Source organism: Chitinophaga polysaccharea (assembly GCF_007829335.1).
GTDB classification, from domain to species: domain Bacteria; phylum Bacteroidota; class Bacteroidia; order Chitinophagales; family Chitinophagaceae; genus Chitinophaga; species Chitinophaga polysaccharea_B.
In genome coordinates this window covers 657,008-672,098 of the sequence record NZ_VIWO01000002.1, presented here as the reverse complement: position 1 = coordinate 672,098, position 15,091 = coordinate 657,008, and the positions used below count along the sequence as shown (strand labels likewise).

The following is a 15,091-nucleotide window of genomic DNA, read 5'->3' as shown; positions in this document are numbered from 1 at the left end:
GTTAAAAGAACTATTCTCCCAGGGCACCCTCATCTTCTTTGGGCGCACGTTTTACCTTTTCCTGTAAGGTTTGGAAGATGATAAACAAAGCGGGGGTAATAAATACCCCGAACAGGGTACCGATCAGCATCCCGCCTACGGCGCCTGTTCCGATGGAGCGGTTGCCATTGGCGCCTGCACCACTGGCCACCATCAGGGGTACCAGCCCCAGGATGAAGGCAAAAGAGGTCATGAGGATGGGGCGTAACCGCTCTTTGGCCCCATCGGCGGCAGCTTCGGCAATGCTCATGCCCTGACGCCTTCGTTCAACGGCATATTCCACGATCAGGATCGCATTTTTGGCCAGCAACCCAATCAGCATAATCAGCGTGATCTGCACGTAAATATTATTACTGATACCAAAGAGATAGGCAAACAGGAAGGCGCCGAAAATACCCACCGGCACAGCCAGCAGAATCGCGAAAGGCAACAGGTAACTTTCATACTGGGCGCTCAGCAGCAGGTACACGAATATGAGTGACAGTAAAAAGATGTAAATCGTTTGACTTCCACTGGCCAGTTCCTCACGGGTAATACCGGAAAACTCGAAGCCAAAGCCGGGAGGCAACGTTTCTGTGGCCGACTGGTCTACCGCCGCAATAGCCTGCCCCGAGCTGTAGCCAATATTGGGTGTGCCCGTGATGCTGATAGAGTTGAACAGGTTAAAACGGGTGATCGCCTGCGGGCCATAGGTCTGCGTTAGCGTTACAAACTCGGTGACCGGTACCATCGCCCCATCCGGGGTGCGCACAAACACGGCGTTTAAACTCTCCGGCGTTGTACGATATTCTGGCGAAGCCTGCACCATCACCCGGTATTGCTGTCCAAATTCATTGAAGTTAGACGCATACACACCGCCGAAATACCCTTGCATGGCATTGGTGATGTCAGTAACGTTGAGCCCCGCATCCTTTATCTTGGGCACATTTACATTCATCAGGTATTGCGGGAAGTTAGGATTGAAGGAGGTGGTGGCAAACTGTATTTCCGGACGCTGTGTGAGTACGCTCAGGAAGTCCTGGCTCACTTTATAGAAGTGAGCAATATCACCGCCTGTTTTATCCTGCAACTGGAAGGTAAAGCCGCTGGAGGCGCCAAAGCCCTGTATGGTGGCGGGCGCAAAGTATTTCACTTCCGCTTCCGTAATATCGGTCGACTTACGATTCAGCTCTTTGATGATCTGCTGTATGGTACGGTTACGTTGACTCCAGGGAATAAGCCGCATCACCACCATCGCGTAGTTGCTGCCACTGCCGGATAGCTGCCCACGGCCGGTCACTGCCAGCACATTGTTGATTTCCGGGATGGTACCGGCCAGTTTCTCCACCTTTCGGGCTACCACGTCGGTACGTTGCAGGGATGCATCCGGCGGTAGGGTAATATTACAATTGATAGTACCCAGGTCTTCTTCCGGTACGAAAGAAGTAGGCGTTACGCTGGCAATTACAAATAAACCGACGCAAAACAGCGCCAGCACCGACATAGGGATCCAGGTACGTTTGCCGAAGAAGCGCAGGATATGTGTATATCGGTTGGTCATTTTCTCAAAGGCCACATTGAATGACCGGTAAAACCGTTGCAGGAAGTTCAATTTCGTAGGGGCGTCATGGTGAGGGCGGAGGAACAGCGCACATAACACAGGACTCAGCGTCAATGCGTTGATAGCCGACAACACGATCGCGATAGCCAGCGTGAGCCCGAACTGCCGGTAGAATACGCCGGACGAACCGCCGATGAAACTCACGGGAATAAACACCGCAGACATTACCAGGGTAATGGAAATGATAGCGCCGGATATTTCGTTAAGCGCGTCGACACTGGCTTTGCGGGCCGACTTATAACCCGTGTCCAGCCTGGCATGTACGGCTTCTACAATTACAATGGCATCATCTACCACGATACCGATCGCCAGGATCAGGGCAAAAAGGGTTAACAGGTTAATGGTGAAGCCAAATAGTTTGAGAAAAAAGAACGTGCCTATAATGGCCACCGGTACGGATATAGCTGGTATTAGCGTGGAGCGGAAATCCTGGAGGAAAAGAAAAACGACGAGGAATACCAGTATAAACGCTTCAAACAGTGTATGGATCACTTTTTCGATCGATGCCGTTAAAAAGTCGTTTACGTTTTGCAGCACCACATATTTAACGCCTTTCGGAAATGATTTGGAGGCGTCGTCCATCACTTTCAGCGTTTGTTCAATCACATCACGGGCGTTGGAACCGGCTACCTGCGCTACGCTGATAGACACCGCAGGATAGCCATTGGTACGGGTGCTGTTGAAATAACTAAGGGCGCCCAGTTCAATGCGGGCCACATCTTTTAACCGCAATAAGCGGCTACGCAGGTTTGACCGCAACACGATATTGCCAAACTGGGCGGTATCTACCAGCGTACCGGGATATTTGATCACATACTGAAAAGCCTGACCACCGCGCTCTCCGAACTGCCCGGGTGCTGCCTGGATGTTTTGCTCCGCCAGCGCGGCGGTGATATCTGCCGGCACCAGTCCGTAAGAAGCCATGGCCTGGGTGTTGAGCCAGATACGCATAGAGTAGTCCATGGAACCGGAGGCAGCAGCATCGCCCACTCCCTGGATACGTTTGATAACTGGCACAATGTTGATATCGACATAATTTTGCAGGAAGGTTTGGTCAAACGAGGGGTTAGTACTATATACCGAAAAGATGAGCAGGTTGCTGGTTTGTTTTTTCTGTACGGTAACGCCGGCACGGGTCACTTCCTGTGGCAGCAGCGGCGTGGCACGGGCTACGGCATTCTGTACGTTCACTGCGGCCATATTGGGGTCGCTGCCTATTTTGAAGCTAACGGTAATATTTGCGGAACCATCATTGCCGGCGGTAGACGTGATATAGTCCATATTCTCTACGCCATTGATCTGTTGTTCCAGCGGTACCACCACGCTTTTAAGCACTACGTCGGCATTGGCGCCACTATAACTCGTTTGCACCTGAATGGTAGGCGGTGCAATATCAGGGTACTGGGAAATAGGCAGCGATACCAGTCCCAGGATACCTAGGGTGACAATGATAATGGATACCACAGTGGATAATACCGGCCGTTCTATAAATCTTCTTAACATGACATTGTTTTAATGGATCAATCAGGGCACTCACAAGCTCTTATACAGGCTGTCTGCATTTACCATCCTTGGTTGGATCACCAGGTCTTCCCGCAGGTTGCTGATACCATCTACCACGATTTTATCGCCGGCTTTTACGCCCTGTTGTACTACAAAGGATTGGCCCGCTGCGCTGGCATTGGATCCTATGTCAACCGATCTGACTTTGTTGTCTGCATCTACCACATATACAAATAATTTTCCCTGTATCTGGTAGGTGGCTTTTTGCGGTATCAGCAAGGCGGTATCTACGGTACGTGGTACCCGTACAATGGCGCTGCTACCGCTGCGTACCAGTCCATCGGGATTATCGAAAGTGGCCCTCATATTGATGGCGCCGGTTTGCGGATTAATTAAGCCGCTGGCAGTTTCCACCCGGCCCTTGCGGGGAAGTATGGTGCCGTTGGCCAGCACCAGGGTCACTGGCGGCAGCGTAGCCAGCTTTTCCTGCATGGTAGCTCCTTTGGAGGCCAGGAAGAAGTCGAGCCCCTGTCTTTCATTAATGGAGAAATACGCATAGATCTGGGTGATATCGGAAACAGTTGTCAGCGGGTTGGCCGTGGTACTGCTTACCAGGCTTCCTATTTTATAAGGCAATAAACCCACCACACCATCGGCGGGACTGGTTATCAGGGTATAGCTTAGATTGGTTTTCGCATTGTTGAGCGCTGCCTGGGCCTGGGCCAGTGCGGCCTGTTTGGATTGCAGCGTATAGGCGGCGGATTCCAGTTCATACGCGCTCACGATATCTTTTTCCACCAGCGGCTTCACCTTGTTAACCTGCATCTGGGCAGCATTTACATCGGCCACCGCTATTTTGATATTCGCTTCGGCTGTGTTCACGTTTTGCTCGTACTGGGGTGCATTGATTTTAAATAAGAGCTGTCCCTTTTTAACGGTAGCCCCTTCATCGATATAAATAGCCTCTACGTATCCATCTATTTTGGGCCGGATTTCAATATTCTGTATACCCATAATGGTAGCCGGATAATCGGAGTTGATGACCGCATTTTGCGGCGTTAGGGCAATGACTGGGTAAGGCTTGATGACAGCATTTTTACTGCCACCCTTGTTGCTTTTACAGGCGCCGAGTACCAGGAGGAGAATAAAGGCAGTTACAGGCTTGTGCATGACGGTTCGTTTAATGAAATCCATTCGTTTATGTTTTACAGCGACAGTGAGGACCGGCTACCGGGAAAGTAATCCGGCAATACAGGCTCCCAACAGGTATTAAGAGTAACTATCTGTTTTATCGTATTGTTCAAAAACAATCAATAATTATCCGTTATACGGCGATGGCGGCCTTGGTCACCTGCTTTCCAGTACAAAAATGTGACGGCTTTCTGTCGCAAAACTGGAGTTGATTAGACCGGCGTATCCATGGGGAGTTTATTGTACCAACCGTTAAACACTGTTAAAATGGCTAGGGTAGTGGGAGAGAAGGAAAAAATAAGTGGCTGATATATCCGTATACGTTATAAAAAAGGTTAGGATGCTGGACGATCCTAACCTTTTATGGAGTGAAAATGTCCGGGAATTACTGGCGGCTATAGTCGTGGTTGATCATCCACTGAATACCGAATTTGTCGGTACACATACCGAAGTAAGCGCCCCAGGGAGCCTTTCCCATTGGCATGCCCACCATACCTCCGGCTGCCAGACCATTGTACAATTTGTCGGCTTCCGCTTCACTGTCGGCCGCAATAGCTACAGAAAACATATTGCCTTCAGTGCCGGGGCCCATCATATTTGGGCGGTCGCTTCCCATCAGGATTGTGTCGCCACCCACCGGTAATGCCACGTGCATGATTTTATGGCTTTCGGAAGGATCAGACATGTGCTCAATCTGGATGTCGCTATAGCGCGACATTACCAGGAAGTCCTTGCCAAATACGCCTTTGTAAAAATTAAATGCGTCGGCACAATTACCATTGAAAGATAAATAAGGATTTACAGCTGCCATGATGATAATTTATTTTAGGATTACAGATGATAAAGCAAAGGTACCTGTATTCCTGCCTTATGGGGAGGGCAGGTAAGACATTTACAGGGGTAATCGCGACATCTGTTTATTCCCATTTAAACAGCTTCACCGAAAGCACCGCGACAATAATAGCCCAAACGAGCAATCCGGCCAGCTGTACAGGTATTTGCCAGATATGCAGTCCTTCGAAGGCAATTTTGCGTAACCCGTCTACAAAAAAAGTTAAGGGCAGCATTTCGCAAAAAGATTGCAACCAAACGGGGTAATTATCAATAGGGAAAAATAGTCCGCACAACAATATTTGCGGTACAGTCAGCGTATTGGCTACCGGCGCTATAGAGCTTTCATTGCGGATCAGCCCACTGATAATAAAACCAATGCCCATAAAGATCACTAGTCCAAATACGGACAGCAACAACATTTCCAGGAAAGTAAAAATGCCGTTTACCAGTGTAAAGTGAAAAGCGAAATATCCCAGGGCAGTGATAATGATAAAACAGATCACCTGGAACAACAGGCGGCTGATCATCTCTCCCAACAGTAAAAAAGAACCTTTGATAGGGGTTACATAAATACGTTTCAGTACCAGCGTATGCCGTAAATTAAATAGCAGGAAAGCTGATCCAAACACCCCGGCCATCAACAGCGAGAAGCCGAGCTGTCCGGGCAAAATAAAATCGATCTGCCGGTACACCCTTCCCGGAACATGTACCATACGCACGCTGGCAGCTACCGGTTGATCCGGTAATGTTTGACGGTTTACCCGGGCCGCCACTTCCTGTAAGGCTGCCTGTACCAGCGGTAGTTTGTCTGCCACCGCACTGCTTTCCAGCAGGTCGGTGTGAAACTGAGGGGCGCCGTTTATGATCACCGGTGGATGCAGGTATAAAATGCCGGCGATCCTTCCCTTTTTTAAATCCGCCAGCATGGCGGCGGAGTCTTTTCCCTGGCTGAGATCAAATATTTTTACCTGCCGGATGGCGGCATACAGGGGATTGCTGGTATCGCTGTGCGGCGACAATACTATCTTCACTTTCACAGCTGTATTATCGACCATGGCGCCGAATACCGTTACGAAAATAATAGGGAATAACAGGGCAAACACTACAGAGGTAGGGCTGCGCAGCGTGGCGGTCAAACTGGCCCTGGACAGTACCAGCGCCGCTTTAAACTGACTATATTTTTTAGACATACACGAGTTTACCAGATAAAAGGTAGTAAAGCTTTACGATTGGCCGGATAACCAGGAAACTGTGCCTGGTACCAGCGATGGTTCGACAGCGCCCGGGGCACCAGGTTGGCCAGCGTCCAGATAAAGAATGCCAACCCCGGCAAACTCCAGGTGAGCAGGGCATAGCCACCCCATTCCAGGATTTCGCCCGCCAGGTTAGGCGAAGAAATATATTTGAAAAGCCCTACCTGTGGCAGCCTATAGCCGGTGTCGTGCTTTTGCCGCAGGTGAATCAGGTAATAATCTGATCGCCAGTTGATGAACATCCCGGTGAAGAATAATATCAGCCCTGTAATAAACGCTGGGCTACTATACCAGTTGTCCGCATAATGTCCAAACACCGCAAACCAGATGCCTAATAAAGAGCCGTTGATCATATTAAACAGCACGGCCGACAGCATAATAATGACTGGCATTTTTTTGCCGCGGGTACGTATCATCAACGGATATACAAAACTGCGATGCAGGTAGTGCGACAGGAATAGTCCCACCATTACACCGGCAGGACTGCGCCACTGAAGAGCCCCAAAGGGAAGCCATGCCAGGAACGATACCAGCACCGTGGCCTCCATCAGTATCCAACCGGTTTTATTGTCGATCATCGGGCCCCATTGTTCATTACTATACCTGCCATAGGGCGCCTCCCGGCGCAGCAGGTACAGGCCTGAGCCAAGTCCAATGATAGACCAGCAAAGGATGAAGAGTTGGTAGTAATGGAATGATAAATAGTTCATCATGGAAGTATACCAGTTTGTTTGAACCAATCAATTGTGTCTTGTAAAGTAGTAATAAATGCGCGGGGCATAAATTGCAGCTCCGCAGTGGCCGCAGCATGATCAATCTTCCTGTTACTATAAATGAGATTGTAGATCGACTGCCGTGTATAAAAAGGCGGTCCGCCGATGATGGTGGCCAGCAGACGCACCAGTGGCAGCATGCCAAAGATCAGCCATAGCGGCAATACCGGCCGGGACATGGAACAGCCCTTGATCCGGCCGGTTTCTTTTTGGAGGGTTACCAGCGATACCCATTGCCCGCTCAACAGGTACACCCTGCCGGTAGCGCCCATGGTAAGGGCATTGACAATAGCACCGGCAACATCACGCACATCCACAAAGTCGACTCCGCCGGGAAACAACGCCGGGATCCTGCCACGGTACATATTAACAACGGCCTTGCCAATCAGGGAAGGCTGCCGGTCGTAGGGACCCATTACCGCCGTAGGCGCCAGCACCGTTACTTCCATGCCCTGGCCATGATGTTCCAGGGCGATGGCTTGCGACAGTGCCTTGGAATAGTCGTAACCATGCCGGGCCGTGGTGGCGCCGCGTTGCTCATTCATGGGCTCGTTGTAGGGCGCCTGTTGAAAGGCAGTAACGGAACTAAGGTGAATAAAACGCTTTACGCCGGCCGCCCGGGCAGCTGCTGACAGCAGGCGCGTACCCTCCGTATTGGTATGCACCAGCATTTCATCCGGCCGGTCATCGACCGATATCATGGCGGCCAGGTGTATCACAGCGTCGGCGCCGGCCACTAATTGGTTGATCGCCGCTTCATCTAACAGATGTCCATGTACGAAAGTAATACCCGGATCGGCTAACGCCACGGGAGGTTTACGGGTGAGTAACCGCAGGGTATGGTTGCGGGAACGTAATAAGGGGATCAATACCGAGCCGATGTATCCGGATGCGCCTGTGATCGCAATTCTCATCTTTTAAAGAATATAATTCGCCTGTAAAAGATAAGTCAAATTGATAGCAATGACAATTTGTATATATTTGTTTGAAATTGAGAATGTACTGAGCTCCTATAGCCGAAGAATCCATGAAATCAAAAGCTTATAAGCCACATCCGGCGTTGCAGGCCCTGGTGAATTGTATTAGTATTTACGAGGTGGACTTTACTGAAAGCACCTCCTTAACCAACACTTACCGGTTTGTTCCTGCCTATCAACGTTACATTATTTTTTACCTGGAAGATCCTATCAAGGTACTAAAACCCGGTAACGAGGGGTTTGTTGCCAAAGCTGCCTGTGTTACCATCGGTCCGCAAGAGCAGGCCGTTACCCTCGATATGGGACAAAAACACCTGGCCCTTTGTGTGGCCTTTCAACCCGGCGGTTTGCACCGGCTGCTGAAAATCCCCATGTCTGAATTGTATGAACAGGACTTCGATACCAGCCTCTTACTGGGAAACGAGATTGGAGAGATAACAGAAAGATTGAAAGAGGCAGATGACTGGGATCACATGATCAGTATTATCGAGTTTTATCTCCTGAAAAAGGTGGAAAAACTGAAACCCCTGTTACCGGTAGATCTGGCCATGGAAGCGCTGGTAAGCAGCGGCGGGGCGCTGTCTATGGATAAACTGGCATCGGAAGCCTGCCTTAGTCTGCGCCAGTTCGAACGAAAATGTACGGAGCGCCTGGGCATGCCGCCTAAACAGTATTCCCGCCTGATCAGGTTCTGCAAAGCCTACCAGCTGAAAGAAATGTTCCCAGACAAAACATGGACGGAAATAGCGTACAAAAGTGGTTATTACGACCAGATGCATTTTATCAGGGACTTTAAAAAATTTGCAGGCATCACGCCCTCTTTTATCAACGAAGAAGAACTTCAAACAACCATTCGGTTACATACCATCATGAAGTAAAATCGAAAATGTCGTTTTTGTACTATGAAGAGGCTGTTTCTCACGATAATTTTGTAGCCGTATTCAGTACATGACTTGTCTTCGCCAGCTACCTTACAGCAAACAGCGGCTATGTTTGCTGGAGTACCATGCCAGAAAGATGTTCATTTGAAAGAAATAGATAGGAATCATGTTCCCTTAAAACAGTATTAAAAATTGTGTTAACATACCATCTGTACCTGAAAAAGGAACGCCATTCTAAAATCGGGTAGAAGTATCATCCATAGTAGGTTGCCCCAAACCTTATCCAACCCTGCCTGCTGGAGTTATCAACCAGCAGGTGATCACGGTGAAAAGCACCGGGCGTTACCTACACTGTATGCTGTACTGTAAAATGTTTACCAGCTTATCAACCAAAATTTCTACAGCGTTACCAGGTTAAGTTATTTATTTATCCCTGTACGTGCCGCCCCCATCCATGGCCGCATTTCATGACTTATATACTTATGGATAAGATGTCAAAAGGCGTCTATCCATAAGTATATATCTTACTTTTAGCAGAAAATATCATTGATAATTATTAGACTTGCAAAAATTGATAGGCCACTATGTTAGGCAAGTTTTTTCCCGTAGGATTGTTATGTTTTTGCCATACCATGCCCGTAACCGCCAATACCGTCGATTCTATCCCAGCCACTGTGGCTGATCATACAGGACTGGAGCTGGTATCCAGGCGATTTTCTTTTACAGAAGGGCCGGCAGCCGACAGGAAAGGCAACGTTTATTTTACTGACCAGCCGGACAATACAATATGGAAATATGATACTGCTGGTACCCTGTCTGTTTTCATGGAATCCAGCGGCCGTTCCAACGGTATGTATTTCGACCAGCAAGGCAACCTGATTACCTGCGCAGATGAGAAAAATCAACTTTGGTCCATCTCTCCCAAGGGGAAAATAACGGTATTGGTAAAGGACTTTGAAGGACACCGCCTCAATGGCCCCAACGACGTTTGGATAGCTCCCAACGGAGGTATTTACTTTACAGATCCTTATTATCAACGCGACTACTGGGCCCGCACGCAACCGGATATAAAAGAGGAAAGGGTGTACTATCTGGCGCCCGGCGCTAAAAAACCGGTGGCGTTGCAGACTAATGTTACAAAGCCCAATGGCGTAATCGGAACACATGATGGAAAATATTTATATATCGCGGATATTGGCGCCAGCAAGGTGTATCGTTACCATATTGAGAAAAACGGGAGCCTGTCCCACCAAACACTGGTTTCCAATAAAACGGTCGATGGATTTGCCATAGACGTCCACGGGAATGTATACCTGTGCGGTAACGGCATCACCGTGATTGACAAAGAAGGCAAGGAAATAGGGGTAATTATCGTGCCGGAAGCCTGGACAGCGAATGCCTGTTTCGGTGGAAAAAATAAAAATGTGCTCTTTATTACCGCCGGTAGCGGATTTTATAAATTACGCATGAAAGTGATAGGAGGGGAATAGTCGGGGTTTATTCTCCCGGAAATTGTAATATTGCGGCTGAAACTAAAATTACTATTTATGTCAGTGGCGATGGACATTATGCGAGCGTTGGACCCCGCGGGATTGGAACGGTTTAAAATCAACCTCGATACGCCGGAACAACCGGAAAAGATAGGAGAAGTGTGGACACTGAAAGTAGTGCCCTTTGAGCAGACTGCCGATGCCAGGAAAGCATTCAATCAACTCTTCGATAATAACCGCACCGCCAAATCCTGGGTGGTGGAAAGCAAAGCGGAAGCCATTGCGGTAGTACAGGAACTGTACCTGCAATATGCCGATAAATTGCCCCTGCCTTTCGATGAAGCCCGTCTCAATATTGAACAGTACCCACCTACCGGGCGCTATTCTATCCTGATCCATATTAAAGATATCTGGGAATAAGCCAGGTATACTTATGGAAATTTCCCGGTGCTGCATCTCTACCTCATGCCCCGTAAATATTCATATATACGCTACCTGTTGCTGCTATGGCTGATAACAGGCGTAGTAGCTTGTAAAGAAAAGCATACCTCGTCTAAAAGCGGCATCATACCGCTATCTCCGCCGTCTTACCTACTGTCGCCCGACACCATTAAACTACGGAAACAGGCCCGGTTGCTGCGGGAATACGCGCAGGCCCATGGCTATAATATGCAGCTGGCTTTCCTGGTCGATTTCAGTGTCTTCTCCGGCAGCAAACGGTTTATTTGCTATGATTTGGAACACCAGCGGGTACTCAGTTCCGCGCTGGTATCCCATGGACAGGGGCCCGACTTCCGGGCGGAGAAAGTAGTGTTTTCCAATGTACCGGGAAGCCGCTGTTCTTCTTTAGGTAAATATCGTATAGGCGTGAGGTATAGTGGACAATTTGGTACGGCATATAAGCTTCATGGACTGGATAGTACAAACAGTAATGCATTCAACAGGTTTGTGGTGCTGCACAGCTACCGCGCTGTGCCCGCAGTAGCGCAGGAGCAGGGCATTTGTCGCAGCGATGGCTGCCCCATGTTAAATCCTGCCTATTTTGCGTCGCTGGAGCCTTACATCGATCGGGCCAATCGCCCTATCCTGTTATGGATTTACCGTTGACAGGCCAATGTTAGCGGCGCACGGGCAAATCGAGCCGCATGAGGATATCGGTTTGTTCCTCGCTGCCCAGCATAAATTTGTGTTTGTCAAACGACGCAAATCCATGTTTTTCGTAAAAGCCTATAGCCCTGGTATTATGTTCCCACACGCCCAGCCAGAGGAAAGGAGCCTTTACTTCCTCCGCCAGTTCCAATACTCGGTTGAGCATCAGCTGACCTAACCGCTGGCCCTGGTGCGACTTAAGTACGTATATCCGTTCCAGTTCCACTGCACGACTGTTGAATAATTCGGATTGCGCCGCCCGGTAGTTGATTTTCATATAGCCGAGTGGGTTATTGTTCAGCATCGCGAAGTAAAACTCTGAATCGGGATGGCTCATTTCATTCGTTAGTTTGTTGAGGCTCATGTTTTCCCGGAGATAGTGCGCCATATTTTCAGCCGTATTAACATCGGCAAAACTTTCGAGGAATGTTTGCCGGGCTACCTGTTGCAATAATTCCACCTCTGCGGTGATGGCAGGTACAATAAGGATTTCTTTCATTTTTGCTGGGTTATAATAATAGAATATATTGTTGGTTAATTTGTGACTTATGGCAATGATACGAAAAGCACTTACAACGATATTAATACTGGTACTCGCTACCGGCACACTAGTGGCGGGCGCGTGGCTGACAGGGCTCACGCTGGCTCAAAAAGCTGCACCTGTTAACTCAGATATACAGGAAGGGGATATTATTTTCCAGGTATCCCAATCAGATCTGAGTACGGCTATCCAGTTGGCTACACATTCCAAATATAGTCATTGCGGAATAATTTTTAAAAGAGGAGATGCCTGGTATGTATACGAAGCCTTACAACCAGTGAGATATACACCATTACAGGAATGGATCGCCAGGGGGAAAGGAAAACATTTCGTTCAAAAACGCCTCAAAGATGCCGCTACCGTGTTAACTCCCGCCGTAGTCGGTAAAATGAAAGCAATAGGATCGCAGTATGATGGAAGGGATTATGACATTTATTTTGCCTGGTCGGATGAAAGAATGTATTGTTCCGAACTCGTCTGGAAAATCTATAAAGGCGCCACGGGACTGGAAATAGGGACATTACAGGCGTTGAAAGATTTTGACCTGCACAGCACTGCGGTAAAACAGCAGATGGAACAAATTTACCAGGGACATATTCCCCTCGATGAAAAAATTATCTCTCCTGTCAGCATGTTCAATTCACCGCTATTAATCACAGTAGCCAGTAAATAGCTTATCACGCAAAAATGCAAAGGAGCAAAGCAGCATAAGAAGGTGTAGAAATCTTTGTTGCTTTGCTCCTTTGCATGCAACTATTGTGCAACGGCTTGTTTCGCCAGGTATTCCGGCAAACTGGTGCCGATAATGTATGTCCAGCCTTGTGTGAAACTGGCCACCCCGAAATTGGAATCCTCTCCGGAAGGGAAAGTATGTAAGCCGGTATGTGTTAGCGTGAGCTTTGTTTTTTTGCCTTCTGCCGCCAGCTCCCAGGTAACTTCCGAATTGCCAGGATACCCTTCATACCTCCAGGTATAACTGAGTTTCTTACCTGGTATTACTTCTGTGATTTTACAATGATGCAGGTATTGTTTCGTTTCGCTGCCGCCGCTGAAGCTGAATTCGAAGCCTACGGTGGGACTGAAAGCGGAGAGATCGAAATACCATTGTTTCATTTTGTCTTTGTCTGTAATGGCTTCCCATACAGCGTTTACAGGTGCATCCAGGATACGCTCAATGACTAAAGGTGTGTTACTCATGGTGACATGTTTAAATAGATGAAAAATGAGGTAATTACTTTTTCTTACGGGAAGGCTTTCCCGTGGCCGCCAGGAAATTTTCCAGGGCATCTAGTTTCTGTGTCCAGAAGGCATGGTATTGCGCCGTCCAGTCTGCTACCGCTTTCAATTGCCGCAAATCGGCGCTGCAATAGCGCTCCCGGCCATCCTGGCGGATAGTGACCAGCCCGCATTCTGTTAAAATCCGGATATGTTTGGAAATAGCCGGCCGGCTGATATCAAAATTGTCGGCGATGGCATTCAGATTCAACGTAGTGTTGGCCAGCAGGCCAATGATCTGCCTACGGGTAGGATCTGCTATTGCCTGAAATACATCTCGTCTCAAGGAATCTGTTTTTATTGTGTAACCATTCGGTTACAAATATAGGAAACCGAATGGTTACACAAAATTTTTTTTAGAGAAGCTGTGGATGAAAAAAAACGGATTATCAGGGGAAGGTATTATTTTACGCCACTCAACAATAAAAGACATGCTATACAAACATTCCACGCTTCTTTGCCTCCTGGCGCTGCTGCTGGGCTTTTCGGCCATCGCGCAATCTAAAAAAGTAAACATCGTTTTTATTGGTAACAGCATTACCCAGGGTGCCGGCTTACCACATGCCGATAAAGAAGCCCCGCCTATAAAGGCACTGGAGTGGCTGCAGAAAACAATGCCTGCCGCCGACGTGCACATCAGCAACCAGGGCGTGAGTGGCTCCACGACGGTCGATTTCCTGCCCGCCACCAATCGTTTATTCAATAACGTGGTAAAAGCAGCCGATGCTTTTAAAACAGACAAAGATGCCACGCTGGTGTTTTCCCTGGTATTGGGTACAAACGACAGTGCTGAAGAGGGGCCTAATGGCTCTCCGGTATCGCCGGCTAACTATAAAGCCAATGTAAAGACAATCATAGACCGGCTCCTGGCCGATTATCCCGGTTGTATCGTTGTCCTGCATCATCCGATCTGGTATAGTCCCACTACCCAGAATAGCTCCCGCTACCTGGCAGCAGGACTCGCCAGGTTGCAATCCTATTTCCCGGTATTAAATACCATTGCGGCCGAATACCATATTACTCACCCTAAGCGTGTATTCATCGGCAATACCAGTGGTTTTGACTATTTTAAAAAACATCCTGAATGGTATGTCCAGGAACACGGAAAAGCAGGCACCTTCCAGCTGCATCCCAATGAAAAAGGAGCAGAAGAGCTGGGCATTTTGTGGGCAAAAGCCATCAAGCGGGTATTGTCTGGTAAACTGTAAACCCGATAGACCAAAATTAATATCTTTGCGTCATGGATATAGCATTTGATGAACAGTCGCTGGCTGTAAAATATGATGAAGACATTGATGATACCCTCGCCTGGGAGGATGTGACACGCATATCAGGTTATAAAGTATATGCGTACCCGGGAGAGCTAACCTTCCTGGCCTTCGAAACGTCGGATGGCGAAATCCTGGAGGTGTCGGACGAGATGAGTGGTTGGCTGGAACTGGTGGGTGCCTTGCATAATATTTTCAAGCTTTCGTCCAACTGGGAAGAGGAGTTAGCTGACTGTGAACCTGGAGGAGAAGATATTACCCTGTTTACAAAGTAATAGGCAGGGAGAAGATATAACCGCCCATCGTAGCTTAGCTAC

Annotated in this window: 16 protein-coding genes; 7 read left to right on the top strand and 9 right to left on the bottom strand. The window is 48.4% G+C overall.

Annotated features, from left to right (window positions below):
• Nucleotides 1-10: 10 nt before the first annotated feature.
• From FHW36_RS10725 to FHW36_RS10700, 6 genes are all read right to left on the bottom strand, one after another.
• Complete coding sequence (locus FHW36_RS10725; protein ID WP_145667083.1) at nucleotides 11-3,142, bottom strand: efflux RND transporter permease subunit; 3,132 nt, start codon at nucleotides 3,140-3,142, stop codon at nucleotides 11-13.
• A 30-nt stretch (nucleotides 3,143-3,172) separates the two neighbouring features.
• A complete protein-coding gene (locus tag FHW36_RS10720; RefSeq protein WP_145667080.1) occupies nucleotides 3,173-4,312 on the bottom strand; it encodes an efflux RND transporter periplasmic adaptor subunit in 1,140 nt (379 codons plus the stop codon).
• A 406-nt stretch (nucleotides 4,313-4,718) separates the two neighbouring features.
• Nucleotides 4,719-5,144, bottom strand: coding sequence for a VOC family protein (locus FHW36_RS10715; RefSeq protein WP_145667077.1), 426 nt, complete (start codon nucleotides 5,142-5,144; stop codon nucleotides 4,719-4,721).
• A 106-nt stretch (nucleotides 5,145-5,250) separates the two neighbouring features.
• Nucleotides 5,251-6,357, bottom strand: a complete 1,107-nt coding sequence (locus FHW36_RS10710) for an ABC transporter permease (RefSeq protein WP_145667074.1) — start codon at nucleotides 6,355-6,357, stop codon at nucleotides 5,251-5,253.
• 8 nt (nucleotides 6,358-6,365) lie between these two features.
• Entirely contained in the window at nucleotides 6,366-7,133 is a 768-nt protein-coding gene (locus FHW36_RS10705; protein WP_145667072.1) for a 3-oxo-5-alpha-steroid 4-dehydrogenase, read from the bottom strand.
• A complete protein-coding gene (locus FHW36_RS10700) occupies nucleotides 7,130-8,107 on the bottom strand; it encodes an NAD-dependent epimerase/dehydratase family protein (RefSeq protein ID WP_145667069.1) in 978 nt (325 codons plus the stop codon). The genes FHW36_RS10705 and FHW36_RS10700 overlap by 4 nt, the downstream gene beginning before the upstream one ends.
• A 113-nt stretch (nucleotides 8,108-8,220) precedes the next feature.
• On the opposite strand from FHW36_RS10700, the gene FHW36_RS10695 reads away from it, so the two are divergent.
• The 4 genes from FHW36_RS10695 to FHW36_RS10680 all read left to right on the top strand — a co-directional run bounded on the left by FHW36_RS10695 (nucleotide 8,221) and on the right by FHW36_RS10680 (nucleotide 11,648).
• Complete coding sequence (locus tag FHW36_RS10695) at nucleotides 8,221-9,048, top strand: helix-turn-helix domain-containing protein (protein WP_145667066.1); 828 nt, start codon at nucleotides 8,221-8,223, stop codon at nucleotides 9,046-9,048.
• 587 nt (nucleotides 9,049-9,635) lie between these two features.
• On the top strand, nucleotides 9,636-10,541 hold the full coding sequence (locus tag FHW36_RS10690) for an SMP-30/gluconolactonase/LRE family protein (RefSeq protein ID WP_145667063.1): 906 nt from the start codon (nucleotides 9,636-9,638) through the stop codon (nucleotides 10,539-10,541).
• Nucleotides 10,542-10,598: 57 nt separating this feature from the next.
• Entirely contained in the window at nucleotides 10,599-10,961 is a 363-nt protein-coding gene (locus tag FHW36_RS10685) for a hypothetical protein (RefSeq protein ID WP_145667060.1), read from the top strand.
• 45 nt (nucleotides 10,962-11,006) lie between these two features.
• Nucleotides 11,007-11,648, top strand: a complete 642-nt coding sequence (locus tag FHW36_RS10680; RefSeq protein WP_145667058.1) for a murein L,D-transpeptidase catalytic domain-containing protein — start codon at nucleotides 11,007-11,009, stop codon at nucleotides 11,646-11,648.
• A 10-nt stretch (nucleotides 11,649-11,658) separates the two neighbouring features.
• Here FHW36_RS10680 and FHW36_RS10675 read toward each other — a convergent pair whose 3' ends face one another.
• Complete coding sequence (locus FHW36_RS10675) at nucleotides 11,659-12,189, bottom strand: GNAT family N-acetyltransferase (protein ID WP_145667055.1); 531 nt, start codon at nucleotides 12,187-12,189, stop codon at nucleotides 11,659-11,661.
• 49 nt (nucleotides 12,190-12,238) lie between these two features.
• Between FHW36_RS10675 and FHW36_RS10670 the strand changes: the two genes are divergently transcribed.
• A complete protein-coding gene (locus tag FHW36_RS10670) occupies nucleotides 12,239-12,904 on the top strand; it encodes a YiiX family permuted papain-like enzyme (protein WP_246121127.1) in 666 nt (221 codons plus the stop codon).
• An 80-nt stretch (nucleotides 12,905-12,984) separates the two neighbouring features.
• Here the strand turns inward: FHW36_RS10670 and FHW36_RS10665 are convergent, their stop codons facing one another.
• On the bottom strand, nucleotides 12,985-13,428 hold the full coding sequence (locus tag FHW36_RS10665; protein WP_145667052.1) for an SRPBCC family protein: 444 nt from the start codon (nucleotides 13,426-13,428) through the stop codon (nucleotides 12,985-12,987).
• 34 nt (nucleotides 13,429-13,462) lie between these two features.
• A complete protein-coding gene (locus tag FHW36_RS10660) occupies nucleotides 13,463-13,792 on the bottom strand; it encodes an ArsR/SmtB family transcription factor (RefSeq protein ID WP_145667049.1) in 330 nt (109 codons plus the stop codon).
• Between the two features lie 145 nt (nucleotides 13,793-13,937).
• Between FHW36_RS10660 and FHW36_RS10655 the strand changes: the two genes are divergently transcribed.
• Nucleotides 13,938-14,714, top strand: coding sequence for a GDSL-type esterase/lipase family protein (locus FHW36_RS10655; RefSeq protein WP_145667046.1), 777 nt, complete (start codon nucleotides 13,938-13,940; stop codon nucleotides 14,712-14,714).
• Nucleotides 14,715-14,746: 32 nt separating this feature from the next.
• Nucleotides 14,747-15,049 (top strand): hypothetical protein, encoded by a 303-nt coding sequence (locus tag FHW36_RS10650; protein WP_145667043.1) that lies wholly within the window; start codon nucleotides 14,747-14,749, stop codon nucleotides 15,047-15,049.
• The last annotated feature ends 42 nt before the right edge of the window (nucleotides 15,050-15,091 follow it).

What these genes read in the sequence shown, in the direction of transcription:
- FHW36_RS10675 (WP_145667055.1), bottom strand. Translation starts at nt 12,189, where the DNA reads ATGAAAGAAATCCTTATTGTACCTGCCATCACCGCAGAGGTGGAATTA.
- FHW36_RS10680 (WP_145667058.1), top strand. Translation starts at nt 11,007, where the DNA reads ATGCCCCGTAAATATTCATATATACGCTACCTGTTGCTGCTATGGCTG.
- FHW36_RS10670 (WP_246121127.1), top strand. Translation starts at nt 12,239, where the DNA reads ATGGCAATGATACGAAAAGCACTTACAACGATATTAATACTGGTACTC.
- FHW36_RS10685 (WP_145667060.1), top strand. Translation starts at nt 10,599, where the DNA reads ATGTCAGTGGCGATGGACATTATGCGAGCGTTGGACCCCGCGGGATTG.
- FHW36_RS10650 (WP_145667043.1), top strand. Translation starts at nt 14,747, where the DNA reads ATGGATATAGCATTTGATGAACAGTCGCTGGCTGTAAAATATGATGAA.
- FHW36_RS10710 (WP_145667074.1), bottom strand. Translation starts at nt 6,357, where the DNA reads ATGTCTAAAAAATATAGTCAGTTTAAAGCGGCGCTGGTACTGTCCAGG.
- FHW36_RS10720 (WP_145667080.1), bottom strand. Translation starts at nt 4,312, where the DNA reads ATGCACAAGCCTGTAACTGCCTTTATTCTCCTCCTGGTACTCGGCGCC.
- FHW36_RS10705 (WP_145667072.1), bottom strand. Translation starts at nt 7,133, where the DNA reads ATGATGAACTATTTATCATTCCATTACTACCAACTCTTCATCCTTTGC.
- FHW36_RS10715 (WP_145667077.1), bottom strand. Translation starts at nt 5,144, where the DNA reads ATGGCAGCTGTAAATCCTTATTTATCTTTCAATGGTAATTGTGCCGAC.
- FHW36_RS10725 (WP_145667083.1), bottom strand. Translation starts at nt 3,142, where the DNA reads ATGTTAAGAAGATTTATAGAACGGCCGGTATTATCCACTGTGGTATCC.
- FHW36_RS10695 (WP_145667066.1), top strand. Translation starts at nt 8,221, where the DNA reads ATGAAATCAAAAGCTTATAAGCCACATCCGGCGTTGCAGGCCCTGGTG.
- FHW36_RS10655 (WP_145667046.1), top strand. Translation starts at nt 13,938, where the DNA reads ATGCTATACAAACATTCCACGCTTCTTTGCCTCCTGGCGCTGCTGCTG.
- FHW36_RS10690 (WP_145667063.1), top strand. Translation starts at nt 9,636, where the DNA reads ATGTTAGGCAAGTTTTTTCCCGTAGGATTGTTATGTTTTTGCCATACC.
- FHW36_RS10665 (WP_145667052.1), bottom strand. Translation starts at nt 13,428, where the DNA reads ATGAGTAACACACCTTTAGTCATTGAGCGTATCCTGGATGCACCTGTA.
- FHW36_RS10700 (WP_145667069.1), bottom strand. Translation starts at nt 8,107, where the DNA reads ATGAGAATTGCGATCACAGGCGCATCCGGATACATCGGCTCGGTATTG.